General features: G+C 64.9%; 17 protein-coding genes. 8 read left to right on the forward strand and 9 right to left on the reverse strand.

The genetic code is table 11. The features are described 5' to 3' along the window. Positions 1 to 2: 2 nt before the first annotated feature. The 8 genes from rpsC to rpsJ are packed head-to-tail and all read right to left on the reverse strand — an operon-like array spanning position 3 to position 4,363. Complete coding sequence (rpsC, locus tag VF34_RS20590; protein WP_027496312.1) at positions 3 to 812, reverse strand: 30S ribosomal protein S3; 810 nt, start codon at positions 810 to 812, stop codon at positions 3 to 5. Beyond that, positions 812 to 1,234: a 50S ribosomal protein L22 gene (rplV, locus tag VF34_RS20595; RefSeq protein ID WP_027496311.1), complete on the reverse strand. Its 423-nt coding sequence runs from the start codon at positions 1,232 to 1,234 to the stop codon at positions 812 to 814. Before rplV ends, rpsC begins: the two co-directional genes overlap by 1 nt. Beyond that, complete coding sequence (gene rpsS / locus VF34_RS20600) at positions 1,231 to 1,512, reverse strand: 30S ribosomal protein S19 (protein ID WP_008718309.1); 282 nt, start codon at positions 1,510 to 1,512, stop codon at positions 1,231 to 1,233. The genes rplV and rpsS overlap by 4 nt, the downstream gene beginning before the upstream one ends. Positions 1,513 to 1,525: 13 nt before the next feature. Further along, positions 1,526 to 2,362, reverse strand: a complete 837-nt coding sequence (rplB, locus tag VF34_RS20605; protein WP_008718311.1) for a 50S ribosomal protein L2 — start codon at positions 2,360 to 2,362, stop codon at positions 1,526 to 1,528. A gap of 39 nt (positions 2,363 to 2,401) precedes the next feature. Next, positions 2,402 to 2,707, reverse strand: coding sequence for a 50S ribosomal protein L23 (gene rplW / locus VF34_RS20610; protein WP_027496310.1), 306 nt, complete (start codon positions 2,705 to 2,707; stop codon positions 2,402 to 2,404). Beyond that, positions 2,704 to 3,381 (reverse strand): 50S ribosomal protein L4, encoded by a 678-nt coding sequence (gene rplD / locus VF34_RS20615; RefSeq protein ID WP_008718317.1) that lies wholly within the window; start codon positions 3,379 to 3,381, stop codon positions 2,704 to 2,706. The genes rplW and rplD overlap by 4 nt, the downstream gene beginning before the upstream one ends. Continuing rightward, positions 3,378 to 4,043, reverse strand: a complete 666-nt coding sequence (rplC, locus tag VF34_RS20620; protein WP_027496309.1) for a 50S ribosomal protein L3 — start codon at positions 4,041 to 4,043, stop codon at positions 3,378 to 3,380. The genes rplD and rplC overlap by 4 nt, the downstream gene beginning before the upstream one ends. Before the next feature lie 14 nt (positions 4,044 to 4,057). Next, positions 4,058 to 4,363, reverse strand: coding sequence for a 30S ribosomal protein S10 (gene rpsJ, locus VF34_RS20625; protein ID WP_003938093.1), 306 nt, complete (start codon positions 4,361 to 4,363; stop codon positions 4,058 to 4,060). Between the two features lie 488 nt (positions 4,364 to 4,851). Here rpsJ and VF34_RS20630 point away from each other — a divergent pair, with 488 nt between their 5' ends. The 8 genes from VF34_RS20630 to VF34_RS20665 all read left to right on the forward strand — a co-directional run bounded on the left by VF34_RS20630 (position 4,852) and on the right by VF34_RS20665 (position 12,092). Beyond that, a complete protein-coding gene (locus VF34_RS20630; protein ID WP_032373895.1) occupies positions 4,852 to 5,346 on the forward strand; it encodes a hotdog fold domain-containing protein in 495 nt (164 codons plus the stop codon). Positions 5,347 to 5,358: 12 nt separating this feature from the next. Then, complete coding sequence (locus tag VF34_RS20635) at positions 5,359 to 6,267, forward strand: prephenate dehydrogenase dimerization domain-containing protein (RefSeq protein ID WP_045841994.1); 909 nt, start codon at positions 5,359 to 5,361, stop codon at positions 6,265 to 6,267. A 32-nt stretch (positions 6,268 to 6,299) separates the two neighbouring features. Beyond that, positions 6,300 to 7,253 carry an AurF N-oxygenase family protein gene (locus VF34_RS20640; protein ID WP_032373927.1) on the forward strand — a complete coding sequence of 318 codons (954 nt, stop codon included), beginning with the start codon at positions 6,300 to 6,302 and terminating at the stop codon, positions 7,251 to 7,253. 128 nt (positions 7,254 to 7,381) lie between these two features. Further along, positions 7,382 to 8,353 (forward strand): daunorubicin resistance protein DrrA family ABC transporter ATP-binding protein, encoded by a 972-nt coding sequence (locus VF34_RS20645; RefSeq protein WP_027496305.1) that lies wholly within the window; start codon positions 7,382 to 7,384, stop codon positions 8,351 to 8,353. Further along, positions 8,350 to 9,207, forward strand: a complete 858-nt coding sequence (locus VF34_RS20650; protein ID WP_032365639.1) for an ABC transporter permease — start codon at positions 8,350 to 8,352, stop codon at positions 9,205 to 9,207. The genes VF34_RS20645 and VF34_RS20650 overlap by 4 nt, the downstream gene beginning before the upstream one ends. Positions 9,208 to 9,217: 10 nt before the next feature. Continuing rightward, the gene (locus tag VF34_RS20655; protein ID WP_032373896.1) at positions 9,218 to 10,072 is read left to right on the forward strand and encodes an ABC transporter permease; all 855 of its coding nucleotides are present in this window, start codon (positions 9,218 to 9,220) and stop codon (positions 10,070 to 10,072) included. Positions 10,073 to 10,153: 81 nt separating this feature from the next. After that, the gene (locus tag VF34_RS20660) at positions 10,154 to 11,008 is read left to right on the forward strand and encodes a glycosyltransferase family 2 protein (protein WP_196249544.1); all 855 of its coding nucleotides are present in this window, start codon (positions 10,154 to 10,156) and stop codon (positions 11,006 to 11,008) included. 148 nt (positions 11,009 to 11,156) lie between these two features. Further along, positions 11,157 to 12,092 (forward strand): esterase/lipase family protein, encoded by a 936-nt coding sequence (locus VF34_RS20665; RefSeq protein WP_032365693.1) that lies wholly within the window; start codon positions 11,157 to 11,159, stop codon positions 12,090 to 12,092. Between the two features lie 70 nt (positions 12,093 to 12,162). Here VF34_RS20665 and VF34_RS20670 read toward each other — a convergent pair whose 3' ends face one another. Further along, positions 12,163 to 18,021, reverse strand: coding sequence for an amino acid adenylation domain-containing protein (locus VF34_RS20670; protein WP_080733278.1), 5,859 nt, complete (start codon positions 18,019 to 18,021; stop codon positions 12,163 to 12,165). Positions 18,022 to 18,076: the final 55 nt, after the last annotated feature.

Below are 18,076 nucleotides of genomic sequence, written 5' to 3' on the forward strand. Positions count from 1 at the left end.
CGTCAGCCCTCCTGAGTGGGCTCGGTCGAGGCCGGAGCCTCGGTTGCGGATGCCGCGCGGCCGGCCTCGGTGCTGGTCGCCGTGGTGCCCGAGGCACCGCTGCGACGCGGACGAGTGGGACGCTCACGACGGGGACGGTCTGCACCGGCGGCCGGAGCCGCAGCGGCAGCGAGTTCACGCCGTCCGCCGACGATGTCGCCCTTGTAGATCCAGACCTTGACGCCGATGCGGCCGAAGGTGGTCTTGGCCTCGTACAGCCCGTAGTCGATGTCGGCGCGGAGCGTGTGCAGGGGAACGCGTCCCTCGCGGTAGAACTCCGAGCGAGACATTTCAGCGCCACCGAGACGGCCGGAGCACTGAACACGAATGCCCTTGACGTTCGGCTGACGCATGGCCGACTGGATGGCCTTACGCATTGCGCGACGGAATGCGACGCGGTTGCTGAGCTGCTCGGCAACACCCTGGGCCACGAGCTGAGCCTCGGACTCGGCGTTCTTGACCTCGAGGATGTTGAGCTGAACCTGCTTGCCGGTCAGCTTCTCGAGAGCTCCGCGGATGCGGTCGGCCTCGGCACCACGGCGACCGATGACGATGCCCGGACGTGCCGTGTGGATGTCCACGCGAACACGGTCACGAGTGCGCTCGATCTCGACCTTGGCGATACCCGCGCGCTCCATGCCGGTGGCGAGGAGCTTGCGGATCTCGACGTCTTCCTTGACGTACTCCGAGTACTGCTTGTCTGCGTACCAACGCGACTTCCAGTCAGTGGTGATACCCAAGCGGAAGCCGTGCGGGTTGATTTTCTGACCCACTACTGAGCCCCTTCCTTGGACGCCTGGCCCTTACGACGGTTACGAGACGTTCCGCCGGTCTTGGGCAGGCTTTCGACGATCACCGTGATGTGGCTGGTGCGCTTGCGGATCCGGAATGCCCGGCCCTGAGCACGCGGCTGGAATCGCTTGAGGGTGGTGCCCTCGTCGACGAATGCAGTGGCGACGATCAGCGTGCTGGGATCGAGATCCAGGTTGTTCTCTGCGTTGGCGGCTGCGGACGCGATCACCTTGGCGACCGGCTCGCTCGCTGCCTGCGGCGCGAACTTGAGGATGTTGAGCGCGTCCTCGACGGAGCGCCCACGAACCAGATCCACGACGCGACGTGCCTTCATCGGCGTGACGCGAACGTGCTTCGCTACGGCCTTGGCAGTCGGATTGGCGGTGGGGGTGAAGTTGGTCATCGCCTCTTCGCCTTCCGGTCGTCCTTGATGTGACCCTTGAACGTGCGGGTCGGTGCGAACTCTCCGAGCTTGTGGCCGACCATCGAGTCGGACACGAACACCGGTACGTGCTTGCGACCGTCGTGGACGGCGAAAGTGTGACCGATGAAGTCGGGGAGGATTGTCGATCGACGGGACCAGGTCTTGATGACCTGCTTGGTTCCCTTGTCGTTCTGGACGTCAACCTTCGCGAGGAGGTGATCGTCTACGAACGGGCCTTTCTTCAGGCTGCGTGGCATTCTGAACTCCCTCCTAGCGCTTGTTCTTGCCGGTACGACGACGACGGACGATGAGCTTGTCGCTCGCCTTGTTCTTGCGGGTACGGCCTTCAGGCTGTCCCCAGGGGCTGACCGGGTGGCGTCCACCGGAGGTCTTGCCCTCGCCGCCACCGTGCGGGTGGTCGACCGGGTTCATCACGACACCACGAACGGTCGGGCGCTTGCCCTTCCAGCGCATGCGGCCGGCCTTACCCCAGTTGATGTTCGACTGCTCGGCGTTGCCGACCTCGCCGACGGTTGCGCGGCAGCGCACGTCGACGCGACGGATTTCACCGGACGGCATACGCAGCGTGGCGTAGGGGCCTTCCTTACCGAGGAGCTGGATGCTCGCTCCGGCGGAGCGGGCCATCTTCGCGCCACCACCCGGACGGAGCTCGACCGCGTGAATGGTCGTACCCGTCGGGATGTTGCGCAGGGGCAGGTTGTTGCCGGGCTTGATGTCGGCATTGGCACCCTGCTCGATCGGCGAGCCCTGGGCGATGCCCTTGGGTGCGACGATGTAGCGCTTCTCGCCGTCTGCGAAGTGCAGCAGTGCGATGTTCGCGGTGCGGTTGGGGTCGTACTCGATGTGAGCGACCTTGGCCGGCACGCCGTCCTTGTCGTTGCGACGGAAATCGATGAGACGGTACGCACGCTTGTGACCGCCACCCTTGTGCCGGGTGGTGATACGACCGTGTGCGTTACGTCCACCGCGACCGTGCAGCGGGCGGATCAGCGACTTCTCGGGGGTCGAACGCGTGATCTCAGCGAAGTCGGACACGCTGGAGCCACGACGGCCCGGGGTTGTCGGCTTGTATTTACGGATTGCCATGAGTCTTCTCGTCCTCTATATCCGAAGAGTCCCAGTCGCTTACGCGACCGGACCTCCGAAGATCTCGATGGGCTTGCTGTCGGCGGAGAGCGTTACGAGCGCGCGCTTGGTGTCCTTGCGCTTGCCGTAACCGAACCGGGTCCGCTTACGCTTGCCCTGACGGTTCATCGTGTTGACGCTGGTCACGGTGACGTCGAAGATCTTCTCGACGGCAATCTTGATCTGCGTCTTGTTCGAGTCCGGGTGCACCAGGAACGTGTACGTGCCTTCTTCGATCAGTCCGTAGGACTTCTCGGAGATGACCGGTGCCAGCAAGATGTCGCGGGGATCGGCGATCGTGGTCACTTGCTTGCCTCCTCGTTCTTTGCAGGCCCAGCGATGAAGGTGTTCAGCGCTTCCACGCTGAAAACGACATCATCGGCGTTGAGCACGTCGTACGTGTTGAGCTGGTCGGGTGCGATGGGGTGCACGCCGTCCAGGTTCTGAACGCTCTTCCAGGCTGCGATGTCCTCGCGGCCGACGACGAGCAGGACCTTCTTGCGGTCCGAGATCTCGGCGAGGAACGTCTTCGCACCCTTGGTGGACGGAACCTGTCCGGCAACCAATTCGGTGATGACGTGCAGGCGCTCGCTGCGGGCCCGATCGGAGAGGGCTCCGCGCAGTGCGGCGGCCTTCATCTTCTTGGGGGTCCGCTGGCTGTAGTCGCGCGGCTGCGGTCCGTGGACCGTGCCACCGCCGACGAACTGAGGAGCGCGGGTCGAGCCCTGACGGGCGCGGCCGGTGCCCTTCTGCCGGTACGGCTTCTTGCCGCCGCCGCGAACCTCGCCACGAGTCTTCGTGGAGTGAGTTCCCTGACGAGCAGCTGCCAGCTGTGCGATGACGACCTGGTGCAGCAGCGCGATGTTCGCCGGTGCGTCGAAGATCTCCGCGGGGAGATCGACGGTGCCGTTGGTCTTGCCGCCGGCTTCCTTGACATCGAGCGTCAGCTTGGTCTCGGTGTTCTTTTCGAGGCTGGTCATGCCCGTGCACCACCCTTCAATGCAGACTTGACGATCACGACGTTGCCGCGACGGCCCGGGATCGCTCCCTTGATCAGCAGCAGACCGTTCTCGCTGTCCACCTTGTGGACCGAGAGGTTCTGCGTCGTGACGCGGTCGCCACCCATACGTCCGGACATGCGCATTCCCTTGAACACGCGACCCGGCGTTGCACAGCCACCGATGGATCCGGGACGACGGTGCACAGCCTGTGCACCGTGGCTCGCGCCCTGTCCCTTGAAGCCGTGACGCTTCATGGTTCCGGCGAAGCCCTTGCCCTTGCTGGTGCCGGTGACGTCGACGTATGCGCCGTCCTCGAACACTGCAGCCGTGAGCTCCTGGCCGACCTCGAACTGCGAGGCGTCGGCAACGCGAATCTCCACGATGTGGCGACGCGGCGTGACACCTGCCTTCTCGAACTGGCCGGTGGTGGGCTTGTTCACCTTGCGCGGGTCGATCGCACCGAATGCGACCTGGACGGCGCTGTAGCCGTCACGTTCCTGGGTGCGGATCTGGGTGACCACGTTGGGGCCTGCCTTGATCACGGTCACCGGAACGACGCGGTTGTTCTCGTCGAAGACCTGGGTCATTCCGAGCTTGGTGCCCAGAATTCCTGTCGCAGGCCGGTTCTTGTTATCAGTCATCGTTGTCTCCGCGCTCACTGGATGTTGACGTCGACACTGGCCGGGAGGTCGATGCGCATGAGCGCGTCCACCGTCTTCGGTGTCGGGTCGAGGATGTCAATGAGCCGCTTGTGAGTACGCATCTCGAAGTGTTCGCGCGAGTCCTTGTACTTGTGCGGCGAACGGATGACGCAGTACACGTTCTTTTCTGTCGGCAACGGCACCGGTCCGACGACGCGGGCACCCGTACGGGTGACCGTTTCGACGATCTTGCGCGCTGACGCGTCGATCGCCTCATGGTCGTAGGCCTTGAGCCTGATGCGGATCTTTTGTCCCGCCACGCTTAGTGTCCTTTTCTTGCCGCTTGGTCGTAGAACGGGCCGTTCGGCCTGCTCCACCTCGTCTGCACAGTCCCCGAGCCGGGGGAATCCCTCCGACTCGAACTGCCTTCGTGCACACACGACAGTGAAAAACGTTGACGACCAGGCGTGACCTGTATCCGTTGCCGCTCTTCATCTGTCATGGTTCTCCGGTCCACGCGGTCGGGCGTGTCGCGATTCCGCTCATTCTTATGCGCTGAAACTTTCGCTTCAACCATCCGAGGGAGGAAACCCACACCGATCGAGCTGGTGGTCCGGACGCGCTCACGTGGAGCGCTGGTCTCATGTTCTGCTCAGCCGATCTCTCGATCGACTCACCTGGTTCAGGCCGCACGCAAGCGCGTCCCGTGTCCAGGCAACCCGACCAGTATGCCGCAGTGTGCGCGACAGATCAACTCGGGGTCGATCCATACGCTCCGCACGACCTTACTCAGCAGTAAGGTAAGCCCATGAACACAGTCGCAACCACCACCGGGGCCACGTATCGAGCCTGGTCGAAGCTCCCGAACAACACTATCGGATCCACCGTGTTCTCCATCGGCATGTGTCTTCGTGTGCCCTACTTCGCGTCCGTGCTGCCGCGGGTGGTTGCGCTGGAACCGGGGCGCTGCGAGGTCACGGCCCCGAAATGGCTGGGGATCCGCAACCACCTCGGCACGTTCCACGCGATCGCCGCGTGCAACCTCGCCGAGGTTGCGATGGGGATGCTGGCCGAGGCCACCGTTCCGACGTCGCACCGCTGGATCCCCAAGTCGATGACCGTCCAGTACCTGACGAAGGCGACCACGTCACTGCGCGCGGTGGCAGAACTGGAGACCATTCCCGATTTCGCGACCATCACCGACGGATGCGAGATCGTCGTGCCGGTTGTCATCCGTGACACCGCGGGCGTCGAGGTGGTGCACGCCGACATCACGATCTGGGTATCTGCAGCCTCTCGTTGACATACTCGACCGATGGACACGGTGACGCGGTCGGAGCAGCAGAACTCGGTAGTGGTGGTCGGGGGCTCCGGAGCCGTCGGCCGGCTACTGGTCGATCTCCTGCGCGGCGACGGCGTGCAGGTGACCGTCGTCGACGCTCGAGCCGCTTCGACATCGGTCGACGCCGCGACGCTCGTCGGCGACATCACCGCACCCGACCACCGTGTCACAGCTGCATTGTCGACTGCGTCGACGATCGTGCTCGCTGTGCCCGAGTCCGTGGCACTGTCGGCCGATCTGAGCGCGGTACGCCCCGACGCACTGCTGGTGGAGACGTTGTCGGTCAAGTCCGGCTACTCGCAGTACGCCGGCCGCGGCGGACACCTCGGCCCGACGCTGGGCATCAACCCGATGTTCGCACCGTCCCTGGGCATGAACGGACGCCCCGTTGCCGTCGTCGTGCACCGACCCGGCACCTCGGCCGACGCGTTCGTCGACAGACTGCAGCACTGGGGTGGCCGGACCGTTCTCCTCGACGCCGAGCGTCACGACCGACTCGCTGCGGCGACCCAAGCGCTCACTCACGCCAGTGTTCTCGCGTTCGGGCTCGCCCTGGCCGAGCTAGATCTGCCGTTCGGCGACATCGACGCCGTCGCTCCTCCCCCACACACGACGATGCTCGCCCTCCTCGCACGCATCACCGGTGGAGAGCCCGAGGTGTACTGGGACGTTCAGGCAGGTAATCCACACGCCGCCGACGCGCGGGCGGCGTTGCGCCGCGCGACGCAACTGCTCGGCGAGACCGTCGAATCCGGCTCGGAGTCCGAGTTCGCCGAACTGATGAACCGAGCAGGCAGCGCCCTCGGCAGCTCCGCCGATCGCTATCGATCCGTCTGTGCCGAGTTGTTCGGTATCGTTCGAGGTTCCGGCGACAATTCGTGATCGCCGGTCCGGACGCGGAGGCGGGGCACACGATGTTGGAACAGCCGACCTTGCCGGAGCACGACCCCCACGATGTCGTCGAGAGCGCGGTCGTAGCGCGGTTGGCGAAGAACTGGTCGCAGCGTGCCACCGTCAAGAAGCCCGAACCCCAGTTGGACGATTTGTTCGACACGACCAAGCGAGATTTTCCCGACGCCTTGATCCCGTTCGGAGAACACGACACATTCCTCGGTGCCGAACCGGAACAGCAGGATCGGCTGCGGGCCTGGGGCTGGATCGCGTTCAACAAGAACGTGATGGATGTCGAGCAGCACGTCGTTCACCCGGGATTTTCCCTGCTCGCCCAGGATGTGTTCGAGACCGGGATGGGCGACACCCTCGCGGTCGCGGTGACTCAGGCCATGGTGGACGAGCAGTACCACACGCTGATGCACCTCAACGCCAGTGCGGCGACCCGTCGCGGTCGCGGTTGGGCGTTGTCCGAACGATCCCTGCCGTTCAGTTCCACCGTCCGTCGCCAGCGGACCGCTCAGGCGAAGAGCGACGACCCGTGGTCTGCGGCGATCAGCTCGCTCGCCTTCATGACGGTCGCAGAGATTTCCATCACGTCGTACCTCGATCTGATCGAGGACGACGACGTCATTCAGCCGATCAATCGGGCGACGGTCAAGCTCCACAATCGCGACGAGTACTGCCACGCATCGATTGCCGACGACATGGCGGCGATCGTCTTCGACAGGCTCGGATCCAACGATCGACAGAAGTTTCTCGACGGTCTCGTCGACGGCATGGATGCGTTCTCGAGCAGCGACTTCTCGACGTGGGCGCGCATTCTCGAACTCGAAGGTGTCCGCGGAGCCGAGGCCATGATCGCCGACGTCGAGGCCGACAAGAGCCGTCGAGCGCTGGTTCAGGACTACAGCGGACTGCGATCCCTGTGCCGAAAGCTGGACGTCGAGGACAATATCGATATCGATTGGGGCTGACGGCAGAACATCTGCGACTGCAATCCACAGGTAACATTTCCCGGCAGTTCCCGTATCAAGTAGTGGCCCTCCCCTCCACGGGCCCCGGCACTGCCCCGGCCCCATTCACCCCACAGCTCGGAGATCCGATGTCGTCAGCTCAGCACGCAGCCGTACACGTGGAGGACGTACACAAGTCCTTCGGCGATGTGCATGCGCTGCGCGGCATCAGCTTCTCGGCCGAGCGGGGAACCGTACTCGGCATCCTCGGCCCCAACGGTGCGGGCAAGACCACGACTGTCAAAGTGCTGTCGACGCTGATCGCGCCCGACAGCGGCCGAGCCTTCGTCGCCGGCCACGATGTTGCTGCCGACGCTCCCGCGGTGCGGCGATCGATCATGATGACGGGTCAGTACGCCGCCCTCGACGACACTCTTTCGGGGCGCGAGAACATCGAATTGTTCGGCCGCCTCATGGGTCTGGACAAGAAGGCTGCCAAGGCTCGCGCCAAGGCCCTGCTCGACGAATTCGACCTGTCCGATACCGGCAAGCGTCCGGTCCGCGGCTACTCCGGCGGCATGCGCCGTCGTATCGACATCGCATGTGGCCTGGTCGTGCGTCCCGAAGTCGTGTTCCTGGACGAGCCGACCACCGGACTCGACCCTCGGAGCCGACAGGGTGTGTGGTCGTTGGTCGAGGCACTGAAGGCGCAGGGCATCACCGTGTTGCTGACGACGCAATATCTCGAAGAGGCAGACGTACTGAGCGACAACATCATCGTCATCGACAAGGGCACAGTTATCGCCGAAGGTACGTCGGATCAGCTCAAGGCCATGACCGGCGGTAGCTACTGCGAAGTGGTGCCTCTCGATCCGGGTCAGCTACGAGCAGCGGCCGAGGCGCTGGGTGAGATGGTGCCTCCGGCGGTGCACGCCGAGATCACTGCCGCATCCGACCGCCTGTCCGTGCCTGCCCCCGACGGTGCCGCAACCTTGTCCGAGATCCTCCGCCGTATCGACGCCCGTGGCATCGTGCTGGCCGACATCGCGTTGCGCCGCCCCTCGCTCGACGACGTCTTCCTCACCCTCACCGGCCATTCGCAAGCGAGCCCCACGCCGTGACGGCCACGACGCGAGGCGTCTCGAATACGCGTGCGGTCACCGCTCCTCGGACAACCACCGGGTCGACGACGCAGCAGCCCAAACGCCGGTCACGAACGCGGCCATCCGGCTTCGTGCAGTGGCAGGCACTGACCGGGCGTGCACTGTGGACGATGCTCACCCAGGGTGAGCTGCTGATCGCGGTCATCGCTCCGCTGATCTTCACCATCGGCTTCTACCTTCCGCTCAAGTTCGTGATGGGCCTGCAGGGCATCGACTACGCACAGTTTCTGATGCCGATCATCGTGCTGCAGGCAATGGCGTTCACCGCCATCTCCGCCGCGCAGAGGGCATCGACGGAGGCAATGAGTGGACTCAACTCCCGCCTGAAGACGATGCCCGTCGTACGCGGTGTCCCGCTGGTGTCGCGAATCTCGAGCGGTGTCGTCCGCTCACTGGTATCGCTCGTATCCGCACTCGGCTTCGGCTACGTCATCGGCTTTCGGTTCTCCGCAGGATTCGGTCAGGCCCTGTTGTTCTGCGCGCTCGCCATGCTGATCAGCACCACGTTGTCGATCGGTGCCGACGCAATCGGAACGCTGTCGAAGAGCCCCGAGGCGACCAGCCAGGTGTTGACCCTGCCCCAGCTCATCCTCGGCATGGCCTCGTGCGGATTCGTTCCCGAGAGCGGCTTCCCGGAACTCATCCGACCGTTCGTTCGCAATCAACCGATTTCTCAGTTCTCGTTCGCTATGCGCGACATGGCCGAGGGCGGAGTCAGCTTCCAGGTGTTGTGGCCATCCCTCGCCTGGGTGGCCGGCCTGCTCCTGTTCTTCGTCCCGCTCGCCATCTGGGCGAGCTCGAGACCAGAATGACGAGTCCGAGATGACGATGACAGAAGCGTCGGTGAACGCTGCACGCGTATCCAACCTGACCTTTCCCGAACCCAACATGGCCCTGCGAGAAGGGTCCGTTCGTGCGCTCGGGACACACAGCCTGATCCAGGCCAAACGACTTCTGATGCGATGGATGCGCGATCCGTCGACGATGATTCAGGCGTTGCTGTACCCCGCGTTGATGCTGGTCATGTTCCGTGTCGTGCTCGGAAACTCGATTTCCGCGGCCACCGGATCGCCGGCGATCTACGGCCAGGTGCCGATGATCGCTCTGGTCGGAGCCATGTTCGGGTCCATCGTCAGCGCTGTCGGACTCAAGGGCGAACGAAAGTCGGGTCTGTTGGCCCGGTTCTGGACAACGCCCACTCACCGTGCGGCCGGCCTACTGGGCAGGATGATCGCCGAAGCAGTTCGGGTGCTCGTGACCACCGTGGTCATCATCTGTGCCGGTGTAGCGCTGGGGTTCAGGTTCACCCAGGGAATTCAGGCCGGCATCCTGTTGCTCCTGATTCCTGTCGTGTTCGGTATCGGGTTCGCAGTCATGGTCACGTTCCTCGCCACGGTGGCCGGCGACGCACCACTGGTCGAAGTGGTGTCGATCTTCTGCACGTTGTTGATGTTCTTCAATGCGGGATTCGTCCCCGTCCTCGCGTATCCGCTCTGGCTGCAGCCGGTGGTTGCAGCGCAGCCGATGTCGGTTGCGGTCTCCGCGATGCGCGCGCTGGCACTCGGAGGGCCCGTCATGACTCCGATACTCCAAACTCTCGCGTGGTCTCTGGGAATGGTCGTGATCTTCCTCTACCCTGCGATCCGGGGGTACAAGAAGGCATCTGCGTCGGGCTGATCGCGTAGTCCGGGCCGACATTTCTACGTTGGGGGATTCGTTGTGGTCGACCGGGCACGACCTGAGCATCCGTCGGTATCGGTGATCATTCCTGTCGGCGGCCTCGATCCGCACTTGGACGCACAGTTGCAGGCTCTGGCCGATCAGGATGTCGGGTTTCCGTTCGAGGTGCTCGTTGCGGACAACACGCGAGACGGGGACCTCGGCGAATACGTACTCACTCATCCTTTGCGAGAGCGGCTGCGGCTCAGGTCGGTCGATGCTTCCCGCGAGACCGGAGCGGGTTACGCACGCAACTGCGGCGCCCGGGAGGCGTCCGGCGATCTGTTGGCGTTCTGCGACTCGGACGATGTCGTGCACTCGTCGTGGCTCACCACGCTCGTACAGGAGGCGTCGTCGTTCGATGTTGTCGGTACTGCGGTCGAAACCGACACGCTGAACAGCGTCCGGGCGCTGTCGTGGACTCCCACGACAGCGCCGGAGAACCAGGGCCGCACCGACTTCCTGCCGTTCGCGATCGGCGCGAGTATGGCCTGCTGGGCATCGGTGTACAGCGATCTCGGCGGCATGGACAACCGCTACCGAGCGAGCCAGGATGTCGAGTTCAGTTGGCGCGCGCAACTGGCGGGTTACACCTTGGGGTTCAGTACCGAGGCAGTGGTGGCGTATCGACTGCGTGACGAGCTACGCCCTCTCCTGCGCCAGTCGTTTCGCCTCGGGTTCGGCTTCGCCAAGCTTCGCGGAATCTACCGGCCTCAGGGGTGCCCGGCACTGAAAGTGCGCCGAGTCGCGTCCTGGTGGATGGCGCTGCTGCTGCGCAATCCCCTGCTGCCGACGTCGCTGACCGGGATGTCACGCGGCCATTGGCTGCGTGCGTTCGTCATCCGGGTCGGCGAGCTTCGCGCAGGAATCAGATACGGAGCCATCGGTTGGTGATGTCCACCACACGGGCTCGCCGATCGGCCTGCCCGACCGGCACCCTTGACCTGCACGCCTGTTACGCCTGTGTGTCCGGCTGTTACGGTCGGTGACGCAGATGCAGGTGACAGCGGCGGATTCCCACGCCCCGGACGAGATAGAGGCCATGCCGAAGAAGTTCACGAGAGTATTGCCCACGGCGATTGCTGTCGCGGTGGCCGGTGCCCTGTCCTTCACCGGGACGGGCACAGCGGTCGCTGCGCCCTCGCCCACCGGAACCTCGGTTTCTGCCACGCCTACCCTCGAGGGTGCCAACGACTTCGGCTGTGTTCCCAGCGCGGCCCATCCCCGTCCGGTCGTGCTCGTCCACGGAACCAAGATGGATGCGTCCACGTGGAAGATCCTGGCACCGCAGCTGAAGAGCGAGGGCTACTGCGTCTTCGCACCCAACTACGGCGGAGTATCGCTGCTGCTCGACCCGGGCACGACCATCTGGGGCTCCGGCGACATCGCTGAGTCGGGCCGTCAGATCGGCCGTTTCGTCGACGAAGTTCTCGCGGCGACCGGTGCCGAGCAAGTCGACATGGTCGGCCATTCGCAGGGTGGCACCGCCACTCGGCAGTACATGAAGTTCGATGGCGGCACCGATGCGCAGGACCCCGCCCGCAACAAGGTGCACACACTGGTCACACTGGGTGCCACCAACCACGGCACGACCTTCGGTGGTTTGCAGCAGCTCTCCGAACTGCTCACCTCTCTCGGCCTGCCCGGCGACGCACTCACCCCCCTGACATACAACATGGCGGGTGCCCAGCAACTCGTCGGTTCGACGACGCTGACGAGCTTGAACGAAGGCGGAGACGTCGAACCAGGGGTCGAGTACACCGTCATCGCCACGCGCAACGACACCGTCTCGACACCGCCCGCGAACACCTTCCTCAAGTCCGGCGACCCTGCGATGGTGCACAACGTCTGGGTTCAGGACGTGTGCCCCACGGCGACGACGTCCCACGTCGGTCTCGTCGCCGATCCTGCTCCCCTGTACATGGTGAAGACCGCACTCGATCCCGATTACGCAACCACCACGCCCGCACCCTGCTGAACATTCTCCACACGCCACGACGAAGGCCTCACGACACGGTGTCGTGAGGCCTTCGTCGTTGCCGAACGGATTACCGGTGCAATTCCGCGTCCAGCACGGGCCCGATCTCGGTCGATGCCGGCGACGACGCCATCTGCCAGTGGGTCGAATGGACCGGGACGACCGTCATGCCCTCGCTCAGCGCACCGCGCCATGTCGCCGCCGCCACGTTGCCCGTGGGATCGTCGGTGACCGATGCGAACAGCAGCGCTCGTCCTGTGAAGGTCTGTGGCACATAGGTTTCGATGAGCTCTGCCGATTGTGCGATCCCGTCGAGTATCCCGGCGACCCGTTCGCGGGAAATCGAGTCGAAAGGTGCCGGCATCGACTTCAACAGTTCGGCCACGGAGTCGACCGTGAGTTCAGCGATCTCGAGGTGGTCGTCCGCACCGACACCCAGCCCGCCGAGAATCTCGTCCGCCGATACCGGCCTGTCGACGAGGTGGTCCGACCCACCCGCAACGAACGAGTCCATCATGGCCAACGTCGAGACCTCGTAGCCCTCACGTTGCAGTTGCACGGCCATCGCATGCGCGATCAGTCCGCCCATGGACCACCCCAGCAGGTGATACGGGCCCGACGGTTGCACGGCGCGAATCTTGTCCACGAATACCGCAGCCCACTGTTCTATCGACTGCGGCACAGGTTCTGCACCGGACAGCGCGGGCGACTGCAATCCGTAGATCGGACGGTCGTCGCCGATGTGTGACGCCAGGGCACCGAAGGCCCAAGACAGACCCACGATGGGGTGGATACAGAACAGCGGGGCCGAAGAACCGCCTACCCGTAGAGGTATCAGGACCTCGAGCCCGCTTGCTTCCGCTCCGTCGACTCCCGATGCCGTGGCAGCAGTGATCCGTGCCGCAAGGGAGGCAACGGACGCGTCCACGAACAACCAATTCAGAGGAACAGGCCGACCACCGAGGGCCCCCTTCAGCGCGGAGACCAACTTGACGGCCAGCAGAGAGTTGCCGCCGAGCGAGAAGAAGTCGTCGTCGAGTCCCACGCGTTCGACTCCCAGAACGTCCGCGAACACACCGGCAACAGCTTCCTCCACCGGTGTCTGCGGCGCCCTGAACTCGCGGGTCTCGAACTCCGGACTCGGCAGCGCACGACGATCCAGCTTTCCCGCAGCGTTGAGCGGTAGAGCGTCGAGCACCACGAAGGCCGACGGAACCATGTAGGACGGCAGCGTAGAAATTGCCTCCGCCCGAACGAGCTCGACATCGATGTCGGTACCGGGTGTAGGAACCAGGTACGCCACCAACGACTCACCGACCGCCGAGTGCGACACCACGACGACAGCCTGACTCACCGACGACCGCGCCGTCAGCGCAGTCTCGATCTCTCCCAACTCGATTCGCTGCCCACGGAACTTGACCTGAAAATCGGTGCGACCGATGTACTCGAGCCGATCGGCATCCATCGACCACCGCACCAGATCACCGGTCCGGTACATCCGCGTCCCCACGCCGTCGAACGGGTTCGCCACGAACCGCTCCGCCGACAGGTCCGGCCGCGCAACGTAACCCCGCGCCAACTGCACACCCGCCAAGTACAACTCCCCCGGAACGCCCGCCGGTACCGGATGCAGACGCGAATCCAGCACGTGCACCGAGGTGTTCCACTCGGGCACACCGATGGACACCGATCCGGACCCCGCCCCGTCCTCGGAGACATCGCGATAAGTGACGCTGACCGCCGCCTCGGTAGGCCCGTACAGGTTGTGCACCCGCGCATCCGACACTGCCCGACAGGCATCGACGGTACCCGCGGGCAGCGCCTCACCGATGACGAAAACATGACGCAGCGACGCGATCGACTGCGCCGACACCGCTTCGACGAACACCGTCAGCATCGACGGCACGAAGTCCGTCACGGTCACCCCGTGCCGCGCGATATCGGCGGCGACCGCCTCGACGTCACGCTGCGCGCCCGGGGCAGCAACGATCAACCGACCGCCGGTTCGCAGCGGCAGGAAGAAGCCCCACAGCGAGACATCGAACGTCGTCGCCGTTTTCTGCAAGTACACATCCGACGCATCGAGGCCGTATTCCTGCGCCATCCAGGCCATCTGGTTGACGATGGCCCGGTGTTCGATCGCCACGCCCTTCGGACGACCGGTCGACCCGGACGTGAACAACACGTACGCCAGGTCGTCCCCGGAGGCGCGCGGAAACACCACCGACCCGGACGGCTCCGGTGGATCGGTGATGTCGACGACCGGAACAGCGGTCGCCGTGACGAAACCATCTCTGGCCGTGGACAACACGACCACCGGGGCGGCCGTGTCGAGAATGTAGTCGTTACGTTCGGTCGGCTGATCCGGGTCCACCGGAACGTACGCCGCGCCCGATCGCAGCACCGCATACATGCCGACGACCAACTCGACGGACCGCCGCATCGCGAGCCCCACCAGAACACCTGGCCCGGCACCGTGCTCCTGCAACAGCTGCGCAGTCGCGTCCACCCGAGCCGAGAACTCCCGATACGTCAGCGACCGTTCGCCGAACACCACCGCGACCGCGTCGGGCGTGTCGGCCACCACCCGATCGAAGCCGTCCAACAACACCTCAGCGGATTCGATGGCCACCTCGTCGCCGTTGCCGCGCACCATGATTCGTTCACGCTCGGCCGAATCGAGAACGTCGATATCACCGACCACGCCATCCGGACGAGCGGTCACCGCCTCGAGTACAGCCACCAACCGTCGCCCGAACGACGCCACCGTCGACTCGTCGAACAGATCCGTCGCGTACATCAGCTCGCCGGCCAGACCTGCGCCGTCTCCGAGTTCGGTGAGCGTCACCTGGAGATCGAACTTTGCCGACGCCGCCCCGGACCCGAATGCCTCGACGCCCAGATCGGGGAGCTCGAACGATCCCTGGGAGAAGTTCTGGAAGAACAGCGCTACCTGGACCAGCGGGTGCCGCCCTTGCGATCGCACCGGATCGAGTACCTCGACAAGACGCTCGAAGGGTACGTCCACATTGTCGAATGCCTCCAGGTCGGAGGTACGTACGGCATCGAGTACCGCACCGAACGAGGCGTCTCGAGCGATCTGCGTTCGCAGGACCACCGTGTTGACGAACATGCCCACCAGGTCGTCCAACCGTGCGTCGCCGCGACCACCCACCGGTGCTCCCACGGCGATGTCGGACGTCCCGGACAACGTGGCCAGCAGCACCGCCAACGCTGCGTGCACCACCATGAACGCGGTGGCGTCGTGCTCGCGTGCACACTCGAGTACGCGGGTGTGCAGTGCAGCGTCGATCTCGAACGCCGTCACCGCCCCCTGTCCCGATGCGACCCGCGGGCGCGGCCGGTCGGAGGGCAGATCCAACTGCTCGGGGAGGCCGTCGAGCGTGCGACGCCAATAGTCGATCTGCTTGCGGGCCAACGACTTCGGGTCCGATTCGGAGCCGAGCATGTCGAGTTGCCAGAGTGTGTAGTCGACGTACTGGACCGGCAGCGGTGCCCACTGCGGTGCCGATCCGCCGTGCCGCGCGAGGTACGCAGTCATGACGTCGCGGGACAGCGGGGCCATCGAGAGCCCGTCCGCCGAGATGTGGTGTGCAACGAAGGCCAGCACGTACTCCGGTGCTGCACCGGCGGGGTCCGTGATGTGGAACAGCCGGACACGAAACGGGATCTCGACGGTGACGTCGAATCCCCGGGTGAAGAACTGTGTGACCGCAGCGAGCGCGTCGTCACGAGCGATGCGGACCACGTCCATCCCGACGTGCGTCTCGGCCTCGTCCCGCACCTGTTGATACCCGACACCGTCGATCTCCGGGTACACGGTGCGCAACGATTCGTGTCGACCGACCACGTCCCCCACGGCAGCCTGCAGCGCGTCGACATCGAGTTCTCCGCGCAGCAACAGAGCGACCGGCACGTTGTTGAGGGCGGAGTCGGTGTCGAGGCGGTTGAGAAACCACATTCGCTGCTGTGCGGACGAGAGCGGGATGCGCTCGGGCCGCTGCCTCGACGTGTCCAGCGCAGCTCGAACCGGACCGTCCGCCGAATCGGCGGCCTGCGCCAAGGCCTCGACGGTGGAGGACTCGAACACCGAGCGCGCCGGAACATGGACGCCCAGAGCCGAACCCAATCGAGCCGCAAGCTGTGTGGCGATCAGGGAGTTACCCCCGAGCGCGAAGAAGTCGTCGTCCAGGCCGACCCGTTCGACCCCGAGCAGCTCGACGAAGATATCGGCCACCACATGTTCGGTAGTGGTCGACGGGGGCCGGAACTCCGCGGCCTCGAACACCGGTTCCGGCAGTGCGTCTCGGTCCAGCTTGCCGGTGGGAGTCAGCGGGATCGAATCGATCCGTGTGATCACCGAGGGCACCATGTGCGCAGGCAGACTCCGCCCGGCCTCGTCCAGCACCCGGTCCAGGTCGACGTCCGTCCCTGCCACCGGCAGTACGTACGCTGCGAGAACGGTTGCGCCGGTGGGACTGCGGTGACCGAGGGTCACCGCGAAATCGACCCCGTCCTGCGCGGTGAGAACGGCGTCGATTTCACCGAGTTCGATTCTGAAGCCTCGGATCTGGACCTGAAAGTCGTTGCGGCCCAGGTATTCGATGGCCCGTCCGGACGCCACTTCCCGCCAGCGCACCAGGTCACCCGTGCGGTACAGTCGGCTTTGCTCCGAGTTACCCTCGGCTGCATACGGATTGGCGACGAAACGCGCCGCGGTCAGCGCGAATCGTCGATGGTATCCCCGCGCAAGGCCGGCACCGGTCAGATACAGCTCCCCCGGCACCCCGGCGGGCACCTGCCGCAACCGGTCGTCGAGCACGTGGTAGCCCATGTCCTTGGTGGACGGCCCGAGCAGCACGGCTTCGCCCGCGTTCAAGGGCGGCGAGATGTTGCACACCATCGACGCTTCGGTGGGGCCGTAGACGTTGTGAAAACGTCTGCCCGGTGACCACTTCGACATCAGTTCCGAGGTGAAGGCCTCGCCGCCGATCGCGAGCACTCGCATGTCGGGCACCTCTGCCGGATCGAGTGAGGCCAGCGCCGCCGGGGTGATGAACGCATGGCTGACGCGGTGGTGGCGGAGCATGTCACCCAGATCGGAACCGCCGTAGACACCGGGCGGGACGATGACCATCGTCGAACCTGCGCCCACAGCCATCAGTAGCTCCAGCACGGACGCATCGAAGCTGGGGGACGCGAAATGCAGTGTGCGCGAATCGGAGTCCAGCCCGTAGATCTCGACCTGAGTGGAGGTCAGCGGTGCCAGCCCGGCGTGGGAGACGGCGACGCCCTTCGGCAGACCGGTCGAGCCGGAGGTGTAGATGACGTACGCGAGCGTGGACGGGCGAATCGGTGCCCGTCGGTCGTCCGCCACGACGGGATCGTCGGACAACCCCTGGAGTGCGCCTTCGGTGTCGGACGAGTCGAGACTGATCCACGACACCGACGTCGGCATCGCCTCTTCGAATTGTGTTGCAGTGACACCCATTCGCACGCCGGAGTCGTTCACCATGTGCGTGATGCGGGCGGCCGGGTAGTTGGGGTCGATGGGCACGAATGCAGCACCGGTCTTCGCCACGGCCCACACGGCCGTGACAGATTCGATCGAACGGGTCAGTGCCAGTGCCACGAAATCCTCGGGGCCGACCCCGCGTTCGATGAGCAGCCGGGCCAGCCTGGACGACCGGGAGTCGATCTCCCGATAGGTGAGCGACCGGGTGCCGCACTCCACCGCTATACCGTCCGGGTTCTTTTCCACCGCCGCAGCGAGCAGAGTCGGCAGCGCGACCGTACGGGCCGGTCGCTGTCGGGTGGGTCGTGCACGGGTAGGCCTGGGGCGGCTCGACCGTCCACCCACTCGGCCGCCCGACTCGGACGGTGTGCCGGTCGATCCATCCGAACTCATCTGAACTATGACTCCTCACCAGTGTTGCCCCGCGCTCGGTCGTGGACGACGCGTC

The sequence above is a fragment of the Rhodococcus sp. PML026 genome (genome assembly GCF_000963615.1).
GTDB classification, from domain to species: Bacteria; Actinomycetota; Actinomycetes; order Mycobacteriales; family Mycobacteriaceae; genus Rhodococcoides; species Rhodococcoides fascians.